The 9800-nt window shown below is 26.1% G+C and carries 13 protein-coding genes; 12 read left to right on the top strand and 1 reads right to left on the bottom strand.

Annotated elements, in window-relative coordinates; genetic code table 11:
* From Q1J76_RS00610 to Q1J76_RS00590, 5 genes are all read left to right on the top strand, one after another.
* A partial coding sequence (locus Q1J76_RS00610; RefSeq protein WP_300365306.1) for an ABC transporter permease occupies window positions 1-502 on the top strand: 502 nt, incomplete at its 5' end.
* Between the two features lie 12 nt (window positions 503-514).
* Window positions 515-1444 carry a sugar ABC transporter substrate-binding protein gene (locus Q1J76_RS00605; protein ID WP_300365303.1) on the top strand — a complete coding sequence of 310 codons (930 nt, stop codon included), beginning with the start codon at window positions 515-517 and terminating at the stop codon, window positions 1442-1444.
* A gap of 77 nt (window positions 1445-1521) precedes the next feature.
* Entirely contained in the window at window positions 1522-1881 is a 360-nt protein-coding gene (locus Q1J76_RS00600) for a hypothetical protein (RefSeq protein WP_300365300.1), read from the top strand.
* Window positions 1882-2027: 146 nt separating this feature from the next.
* Entirely contained in the window at window positions 2028-2168 is a 141-nt protein-coding gene (locus Q1J76_RS00595) for a hypothetical protein (protein WP_300365297.1), read from the top strand.
* 104 nt (window positions 2169-2272) lie between these two features.
* Window positions 2273-3157, top strand: a complete 885-nt coding sequence (locus Q1J76_RS00590) for a phage tail protein (protein WP_300365294.1) — start codon at window positions 2273-2275, stop codon at window positions 3155-3157.
* Here Q1J76_RS00590 and Q1J76_RS00585 read toward each other — a convergent pair.
* Window positions 3154-4020, bottom strand: coding sequence for a hypothetical protein (locus Q1J76_RS00585; protein WP_300365291.1), 867 nt, complete (start codon window positions 4018-4020; stop codon window positions 3154-3156). The two genes, Q1J76_RS00590 and Q1J76_RS00585, sit on opposite strands and share 4 nt — an antisense overlap.
* 153 nt (window positions 4021-4173) lie before the next feature.
* Between Q1J76_RS00585 and Q1J76_RS00580 the strand changes: the two genes are divergently transcribed.
* The 7 genes from Q1J76_RS00580 (at window position 4174) to Q1J76_RS00550 (ending at window position 9711) form a co-directional block, all read left to right on the top strand.
* Window positions 4174-6744: a phage tail protein gene (locus tag Q1J76_RS00580; RefSeq protein WP_300365288.1), complete on the top strand. Its 2571-nt coding sequence runs from the start codon at window positions 4174-4176 to the stop codon at window positions 6742-6744.
* Entirely contained in the window at window positions 6735-7340 is a 606-nt protein-coding gene (locus Q1J76_RS00575; protein WP_300365285.1) for a phage tail protein, read from the top strand. Before Q1J76_RS00580 ends, Q1J76_RS00575 begins: the two co-directional genes overlap by 10 nt.
* A gap of 12 nt (window positions 7341-7352) precedes the next feature.
* Window positions 7353-7949, top strand: a complete 597-nt coding sequence (locus tag Q1J76_RS00570; RefSeq protein ID WP_300365282.1) for a glycoside hydrolase family 19 protein — start codon at window positions 7353-7355, stop codon at window positions 7947-7949.
* Window positions 7950-8035: 86 nt separating this feature from the next.
* The gene (locus tag Q1J76_RS00565) at window positions 8036-8848 is read left to right on the top strand and encodes a hypothetical protein (protein ID WP_300365279.1); all 813 of its coding nucleotides are present in this window, start codon (window positions 8036-8038) and stop codon (window positions 8846-8848) included.
* Window position 8849: 1 nt separating this feature from the next.
* On the top strand, window positions 8850-9101 hold the full coding sequence (locus Q1J76_RS00560) for an endonuclease (protein WP_300365276.1): 252 nt from the start codon (window positions 8850-8852) through the stop codon (window positions 9099-9101).
* Window position 9102: 1 nt separating this feature from the next.
* The gene (locus Q1J76_RS00555; RefSeq protein WP_300365274.1) at window positions 9103-9447 is read left to right on the top strand and encodes a hypothetical protein; all 345 of its coding nucleotides are present in this window, start codon (window positions 9103-9105) and stop codon (window positions 9445-9447) included.
* A 12-nt stretch (window positions 9448-9459) separates the two neighbouring features.
* On the top strand, window positions 9460-9711 hold the full coding sequence (locus tag Q1J76_RS00550) for a hypothetical protein (protein WP_300365271.1): 252 nt from the start codon (window positions 9460-9462) through the stop codon (window positions 9709-9711).
* Window positions 9712-9800 lie beyond the last annotated feature (89 nt).

The following is a 9800-nucleotide window of genomic DNA, read 5'->3' as shown; positions in this document are numbered from 1 at the left end:
TATGAATGCATCTTTTAATGTTATAGGATCAGGTTATATTGGGAAAATACCTTTGCAGGTTATTTATACTTTAATCTTTGTTATTATAATATCTATAATTTTAAGAAAAACTAAATTAGGACGTCATATATATGCTATAGGCGGAAATATAACTGCAGCGAAATTTTCTGGTATAAAAATAGTATTTGTTACAATATTTGCATATACTTTATCAGGATTTTTAGCAGGTTTATCAGGAGTTGTATTAGCTTCAAGAATGTATTCAGGACAGCCTACAGCAGCTCAGGGATTTGAGCTTGATGCAATAGCTGCCTGTGTATTGGGCGGTACTAGTATGAGAGGCGGTGTAGGTACTATAGGAGGAACTGTTATAGGGGCTTTGATAATAGGAGTTCTTAACAATGGATTGAATTTACTTAATATAAATTCTTTTTGGCAACTTATAGTAAAAGGTATTGTTATATTACTTGCTGTTTATATAGATTTGATGAAAAAAAGATAAAGGAGAATAAAAATGAAAAAAATTATAGTTGTTTTTATTGCATTGATGATGTTTGTATCATGCAATAGAGGAACAGAACAAAGCAGCGGTAAAAAATTTGGATATACTTGTTTTACAATGAACAATCCATTTTTTATTACAATTGCTGATTCAATTAAAGAGGAACTTGCAAAAAACGGGGATACATTAATTGTATTAGATCCTCAGCTTGATCAGGCTAAACAGATATCACAAATAGAAGATATGATATCTCAGGGTATATCTTTAATGTTTTTAAATCCTGTTGATTGGAAAGGAGTTAAACCTGCTCTAGATGCTCTTAAAGCTGCAGGAATACCAATAGTAAATTTTGATGCTGAAGTTTATGATAAAGAATTAGTAGATTCTGTAGTTGTTTCAGATAATTTCCAAGCTGGATTTGTTTGCGGAGAAGATTTAGTAAAACGCATGCCTAATGGTGGTAAATTAGCTATTATTGAATATGCTGTAAATAAACCTGTGCTTGATAGAATAGATGGATTTTATGCAGGATTGGGAGAGGCTAGTAACAAATTCCAATTAGTATCAAGACAGGATGGAGTAGGTCAGTTAGAAATTTCTTTACCTATAGCAGAAAATATATTACAGGCAAATCCAGATGTTCAAGTATTTTTTGGAGGAAATGATCCTATAGCTTTAGGTGTAGTTGCTGCTTTAAAAGCTGCTAATAAAACAGGGGTATTAGTATATGGAGTTGATGGTTCTCCTGAAATTAAAGCATTTATTAAAAGCGGAGAAGTTACAGGAACAGGTGCTCAGTCTCCTATCAATATAGGAAAAAAAGCTGCAGAAGTTGCTTATAAGATATTAAATGGAGAATCTTATGAAAAAAATATAAGTGTTGAAACTTCTCTTATAGATCAAAGCAATGTTGACCAGTATGGAACAGAAGGCTGGCAATAGTATTTTTTATATTTTATAAAAAAGGCTCCATATAAAAATATGGAGTTTTTTTATTTTAAAAATTGAGGAATTTTAAAATGGAAAAATTAACTTTTAAATGTACAGATTTTTTTAATAGATATATTATAGAAGAGATTGTTTATAAAGAGGACAGCGATAATAATATAATTCCTGTCAAAATATTCAGCCGTTCAACTTTAGGTGATAAATTTAAAAGTGATGATATTATAACTATTAATCGTCCTAGCTTCAATGAAAATCTCAAGTATGTTAGAGAGAAGGAAGAAAAAATTATTGATGATGATATTTTTCAATGGCTTGATGTTAGGATTAATGATAATTATGCTGTGAATCTTCTTGATGAATGGAGTACAAAGGATATTAATGAATTTGCTCAGGTAGTAAAAAGTTTTTTGCTGGAGAGAAGAATTATGTAAATTTTTCTATTATAGAACAGACGGAAATTGATAATCTTGTTAATTATACTTTTAAAAATAAGCAGGTTAAATATGATGATTTCTGCTATTTTAATGATTCCCTTATAAGTTTGTATACGGCTTCTTTATTTTGGAATAAGATTATTTTGGAAGCTTGGTATCAGATAATAAGCGGAAGATTTGTTCATTGTGCTTATGATGAGGATAATTATTTAAGGCTAGGACTTCATTATGCAGTTTTTAGATTTAAAATTTTAATAGACAAAGAACTAAATTATAATAATTAACTAACAATAAAAAATAATATTAATTTATGTATGTACTTAAACATTTTCAGTTTAAGTACATTTTTTATTTGCAAAAAATTCATTAATATATTTTGGAGAAAATTATGATTTCAAGTACTAAAGGAACTATATTAAATTATTTCGGACTTTCCAATACTTATAATCCTTTTACAGATGAGAATTTTTTACAAAAATCAGAAAATTTATATTTTGAAATACCTACTCTTGAACCTTTTGAAAATTCAAATTATGTTGCAGTATCAACAGGGCTTTTAACTAATTCTCTCTCTTTTATAAATGACTGTATATTTGAAATATATGATAATAATGTAAAAATTGCTAATTTAACAAATGTTGTAGGCGAGCTTGGAAATGATAAATATATGCCAAAAGAAAATCAAATATTTTGGTTTAATAAAGACGGATTAAGAGGTACTTATTTTTTAAATAGTATTTATGCAGGTAAAAAATTAAAAATAGTAAGTGGACGCTATATAACTACTTCAATAACTTCAGGTGTATTAAACGATATGTTTGAGAGAACAGTTGGAGTTCCTTCATATATAGAGGAAATTAATAATATGATTAATAAAATAAAAAATAATTCTACTTTTATTATAGAAGAAATTATTACTAAATCAGGAAGCGGTACACAGCAGTGGGAATTAAATTGGAGAGATGATTTGGAATATTTACAGGTTTCAGGATATGTAAATGGCGATACAAATGCTTTATTATCTCTTTCATCTTATGGACTTTATCAGAATATAAATAATAGTGCACCTTTTATAGGCTGGTTTGGAAGCAGTGCAATATCATATCATTTTGGCGGAGAATTTGAAAAAGGTCCATTTAATGCTCAGGCTGGACTTCCAAATTTAAAATGGTTTCCGATACTCAATACTAAACCTATATTAGGATTAAAAAATAATTCCCAAAATACTATAACTGCTACATTATACTTTATGGTAAGATATAAAAATCGTTAATTGGCATTGAAAGCAAAACCAATACTTATACCAAAATCTAAAGAGTTTACAAAGTAGCTTGGAAGTTTAGTTTCTAATGTGAAGTTTTTTCCTCCTACATAACTTTGTATGATTTTTTCTATATCTTTCGTCATTACCAAATAATGAGGATTATATATATTGAATCTTGTATATAATCCAACTAATAATGATACTCTTTCAGCAAGTGGCTGATTATATTCAATAGTAAATTTAACATTTAACATTAATCTATTAAAAGATTGATTTAGATGTTTACTCATTATAAGTTTTGAAAGTATAGGTAAATTAACTGCACCATTAGGATGATTTCCAGTACCATTATTTACTGCCTGAGGATTATCACTATAAACATAACTTTCTGGAGAATTATCTATTATATATTTACCTCCTAAAGATAATCCTAACATTAATCTGTCTTCTAATAAATGAACTTTAGTGCCTATTCCAAAATCTAAAACAGGAGCATAATTGAGATTAACAAATATATTTGCTTTGCTTGATCCTTCATTTTCAAAAGTACCGCTGAAACTCTGTCCTAAATATCCTGTTCCTATTCCTAAATATCCGAATAAACTCATTCCGCTGAATTTTTTATTATCCATATTAAACCATTTTTCAGATCCGAATAAGTATCCTAATTCCAATTCACCATTTAAGGAATATCCGACAGAGCCTTTAAAATAGTCTACACCCATTTTATTTAAATCTTCTTTATTTATTGAAGGTATTGTAGCCGAACCATTAAAATTAAACTTTGCTGACCATACGAATCCATTTGTAAACGAATAAAGATTTGATAGATTAATAAAAATTACAGCAAATATAATTAATACTTTTTTCATTTCACTCCCCTGTATAAACTATCGCCTTACATACTAAGATAGTATAAAAATAATTCAACCTTTTATAGTGTACATTTTTTATTTTTTTACTATAAAAGTCATAATAAATATTGATTTTCATAATATATAGCTAATTAAAAGGAAAATAACAAAATGATTCTTAATGAAAATAATATACAAGCACCTTTTCAATACAAAATAAGCGAAAATACTTTTGAATTATTGGAAAGAAGCGGAGAAATAGAACTCAATACTAATAATGTTCAAGTGAAAGTTTTTCAGGGGCAGAGGCTTTTCTGTGCTGACATCGGATATGCTGTTGACGGTCTTTTGGAAAATATGGAGTTTTTAATTGATGATATTAAAGTTTATCCTGTACTTTTGCAAGAGCTTGAAGATTTACAAAAGACTGATATAAAAGAAAATGAAATATATTTAATAAAAGATGATATTAATTTCAAAAGCATTATTTTCTTTCCGACTGCTGATTTAAATAAAAATTTCAAATATAAAATCACAACTTACAGCAGTACTTTTTCAGCATTTATGTTTGATGAGATTGCTAATAAATTAAATAGTATTGATACCAATTATCCTGTAAAAAATTATTATGAGAATATAGATTATAAAGTAAATGATATTATAAAATATAAAGGCTATCTTTACAGAGTTTTTAAAGAGTTTACAAGTGATAGAACAGATTATTATTTAAGAACTAATTGTAATTTAATAACACCTTTTAGAAAATTAGAATTAAATACAGAATACAAAACCAATGAATTGATAGAATATAATAATAATTTTTTAATAGCTCAAAAAGATTTTTTATACGAAAGTAAAGACGGAGCATTAACTAATTTAAATGGACTATTAAAGCCTTTACAGGATATTATTTTCTGGTTTGACGGAATAAGTAAAATATATAAAAATCAAATAATTATAAAGGATAATATTTCTTACATAGTTCTTGAAAATATAGAAAATCCTGTTTGGAGCAGAATTCAAAGGAACATTGATTATTTAAATAAGGCAGAAAATACTTTTTATGATGACAGTAATTCCTCTTTCGGAAAAAATACAAACACTGTTCAAAAAGCAATAGAGAAATTAAAAATTAATAAGCAGGATAGTTTAATAGCAGGTAATAATATAATTTTAAATGGAAATACAATAAGTGTTAATGGCGGAACTAATAAAGAGTATATAGTAAGCGATGTTTATTTTGTAAATGATTTAATAGTAAGAGATTCTAAAATATATAAAGTAAATGAAAATTTCATTGCTTCGGATTGGAATACAGACAGAGCAAAACTCACTTTAATAAGTTCGGATAGAGGCGTAGCAGCTGAGGCAATAGATGTAAGTTTCGATAATTCAAAGGCTAATTTAGAATATATTTCAGGATATGATTTTCCAAAGTTCAAAAACTCTATTGATGATACTATGAATTTATTATTAAGCGGCGGTATACCTGCAACAATTACAAAAGATGATGATGGAAGTTATAAATTAAATGTTGATTTAAAGAATTATTCTAATATTACTAATGATTTTATAGCTATTGTTATAGAAAGTATAGATAATAATTCTTCGATATTCTATATATTTTCTATACTTTCACAATTTTTTGAGTTTTCCAAATCTGATAATCATATTTTTTATACTTGTGAAGAAGGAGAGATAACAGTTGAAGGTATAAATGAAGAATTAGAATTTAATTTCAAGTTTGTAGAAGGTTTAGGTGTAATACTGAATATAGGAAGAATAGATAATGTACCAATACCTAGTGGAAGCTATAATATAACATTAAATATAAAAAACAGAGTACTAAGAAATAACGATACTAATATTTTTTGTTTAGATTATAAAGCTTCATCTTTATATAATTTAACATTAATAAATAATAATGATACTGTAAAATTAACAGGCAATTTTACAGCATTAGGTTCTGGAATAGATGGATTATATTTTTATAATACAATAATGGAAAATTATTTTAACTTAGTTGAAGATTTAAAAAATCTTAAAGCTACAGACGGAATAATTTCAAGTAGTGGGAAAGCAGTTAAATTTGGCGTAAATAAAATAGTAGGAATTGAAACTACTATATATCGGTTTTTAGTAGCACACCAAGATGACAGCCCAGTAGAAGCAGGAGAAATATTTACACTTAATCTTATTCCTGATAAGAACTCTAAACTTGATCCTATTTATAGTGAAGTTAATAATGTTCAGCAAATGGGAGAAGTATTAGCATTAAGATATAATATACCTTTATTTTATTTTGTATTTCCAGAAGATGATGGCACTTTTGATGATAAAAAAAGACCTACTAATTATTATCAAAAGGTGTTTGGAATAACTACCGTTTGGAAAAAAAGATTTGCTACTACAGGTGCTTTTTTAAGATTTGAAGGCGGTTTTGCTGATGAAGCTAGAAATGGATTAATACAAAATTATGCGGATAAAAGACTTGTAGGAACTTTCTATGGTGTTCAAACTACGTTTGGTGATTATGGTAATACAGGCGTATTCTATACAACATATAGAGAAGGGAATTCTATATCTGCTAAAAGTAATGATGGTTCTTTACCTCCATTATCTTTTATAGGGTTTGATAATAGTAGAATGGCTAGTGCTAGTGACAACGAATCAAGACCTACCAATATAAAAATAGAACTATATGAATTAGTAAGTATAAATGGAGTTAATATATGGAATTAATAGTTTACGATAAAAATACAAATAAAATAGTTAATCTTTATAGTGCTTTAAGCGTTGATGATGTAGTATTAAAAGAAAATGAAGCTATATTTGAAAATACTAATATTACAGATTTTAGTCAAACAGATATAAGAGCTTATAATAAAGACGGTTCTGTTAAATCTTTAGAACAGCAAGTTAAAGAAAAAATTATTGCATTAGAAAAAAATCAAATCATAAAAAATAATCAAGTTTATACATTAAATAAAAATATAGAAGAAGATTTTATTATTCTTATAGAAAAAGGTCTTGAAACTTTAGACAATAGACAAAAAATAGTTACGAACGATAATGGCAGAAAATATATAACTCAAAAAACTTATGAAGAATTATTTAAAGAGAACGTAATAACTGCTGAAGAGTATAATAATTATATTCTTCAAATTAGACAGGGCGAGTATCAAAGTAATCTTGATGGAGCAAGGGCTGAATTACTAGAAAGTGTTTTAAGTAGTTTAGCTATTCAAAATCTTTTAACTGATGAGCAGAAAAACAAGCTTGAAAATTTAAAAACTCAAAGACAGGATATTAAAGATCAATATCCCAAAAAAAGTTAAGGAGATTTTTTTATGATTACTAAAAATAAATTAATAGAAATTGGAATTGATGAAAAATATTTAGAACCTTTAAATAATGCTTTTAATAAATATTCTATTACATCTACTAATGAGAAAGCTATGTTTTTGGCACAGACTAGTCATGAAAGTGTTAATTATAAAAGGCTTGAAGAGAGTTTCAGATACACTCCTCAAAGGCTTTTTGAAGTGTTTAGAAAAAGAGTTGGTACTTTGGAGAATGCTAAAAAGTTATGTTCTGAAGGTGCTGAAGCTATAGCCAATTTCGTTTACGGTGGCAGAAAAGATTTAGGCAATGAAAAAGATGAAGGCTACAAATACAGAGGCAGAGGTATAATTCAGCTAACAGGAAAAAACAATTACATTAATTACGGAAAAAAATTAAATATTGATTTAGTTAATAATCCAGATTTAGCCAAAGAACCTAATACTGCAATAGAAATAGCTTTACTTTTTTGGAGAGAGAAAGGATGCGGATTATTTGCTAAAAATGGAGATGTAAAAGCTGTAACTAGATTAATAAACGGCGGTTATAATGGACTTGAAGACAGGCAGAAAAGATTTGAAAGAATAATAAAAATATTAGAGTAATAAAGGAGGGTGATCCGAAGCCTGCAAAAGTATATTATTTTATAGAGCTAAATATGTATACATATGGCTAGGTGAACATAGAGATAATGAGCGACTTTGCTATTATATTTATTTGTATTTCTTCTATAGTAATAGCATATTTTGTTTTTAATATAATAAAAAGCGGAAGAAATGCTAATATGAAAGCCAATGTAAAAGATGGTACTATAGAGTTTGGAAGCAACAGTAAAGATGAATATCCAAAACAAGAAAATTATATTCAAAAACAAAATAATATAGTTCATAATGCTTTTGATTCTCCTAAAGAATTAAAAACATTAGAAAATAAAAATAATAATGAAATATTAAATCATTATAGCAATGATGAATTTAAATATGATGATAAAATTACTTCCCTTACAGTTTATAAAGAATATAGCAACATAATAAGTCAAAGTACATTAGAAGTACAAAGCAAAATAATAAGCTATATTGCAAGAAATCATATTTTAGGAAAAGATAAAGTAGAGTTTGAAAATTATATAAAACAAAAAAGAATAGAGATTATAGATATATACAATGTGTCATTATTTAATAGCAATGTAGAAAGTATAAAAAAACTACGGTTAGAAAATATATGCAATTTCTATTATATGATTATACTTGATAATATTAAAGATATTTATAAATCTATTTATAATAATCATAAAATACAATCTATAAAAAGAAAAGATTTTTTAAAGAACTTAAAAAATATTAAATCTGAAAATAGATTAAAAAGCTATGATGTTTTTATACATAATAATTTTACAGAAACAGCAATAAAAGACAGTGAAATAGTTTTGGAAAATCTTAAATATTTACAGAAGTTTTTACTTGGTATATTTCATGATAGCTTAAAATATAACGGAGCAAAATAAAATGAACTTTATAGATAAACATAATGCTAATAAAAAATTAAGTATATATACAAGCATAGTTACTTTTATTCTAGGAGTTGTATGGGTATCTGTTAACCTTGTTTGGAGAGGGAGAATAGTTTCAAAAGAAGAGGCTATTGCTGTTGTAATAATTTTACTTGGGCTTAATGCTGTAAGTTTCGGCAGTGATTTAAGAGGATTTTTGAAAATATTAACAAATAAAAATAATATAGTAGATAAAAGAGAAAATTAAAATGATAATAACTAATATAATTCTTAATTTTATAAAATCAAAATATTTTTTGCTCTTTATAATAGTATCAGCTATAGTGATATATATTGGCATTTTAAATATTAAATTAAATAATAAATATAATGAGATAAATAAATTAAATAATGAAATAATAAGTCTAAAAGAAACTAATTTACTTCTAAATAAAGATATTAATTTTAAACAAAAACAGTTAAGTATATTGGAGACTTTTACAAATAGTGATGAAGCTATAAAAAATATACAATATAAAAAATTAAGTGATAATAATATAAATGCTTTAAATGCCATTATTAATGATTATTATAAAACTTTAAAATTCAAATAAAGGATATTAGATATGAAATATTTAATTTTATTGTTATATGCTTTATTGATAATAGGCTGCTGTTCGCATAAATATATTACAATTCCATTATCTGCTCCTCCAGAAATATATAAGCCTAATTCAATAAATACCCAAAAAGATCTTATAAATGAATATAAAAAATCTATTATGAAAATAACACAATGGCAAAATTGGTATAATATTCAAGTAAATACAAATTATTTTCTGTTTAAGTTCCATAGATATTGCACACTTTTAGTTTAAAAAAAATGAGATATTCCTTATAATTTAAATTGCTAAAAAAAACAAAAAGGAATATCTATGAAACAGTATAATACACAACAGAAAAAAAA

Source organism: Brachyspira sp. (assembly GCF_029258575.1).
Lineage (GTDB): Bacteria > Spirochaetota > Brachyspiria > Brachyspirales > Brachyspiraceae > Brachyspira.
Note: the sequence above shows the minus strand (reverse complement) of the source record. Positions and strands in the feature narration are given on the sequence as shown.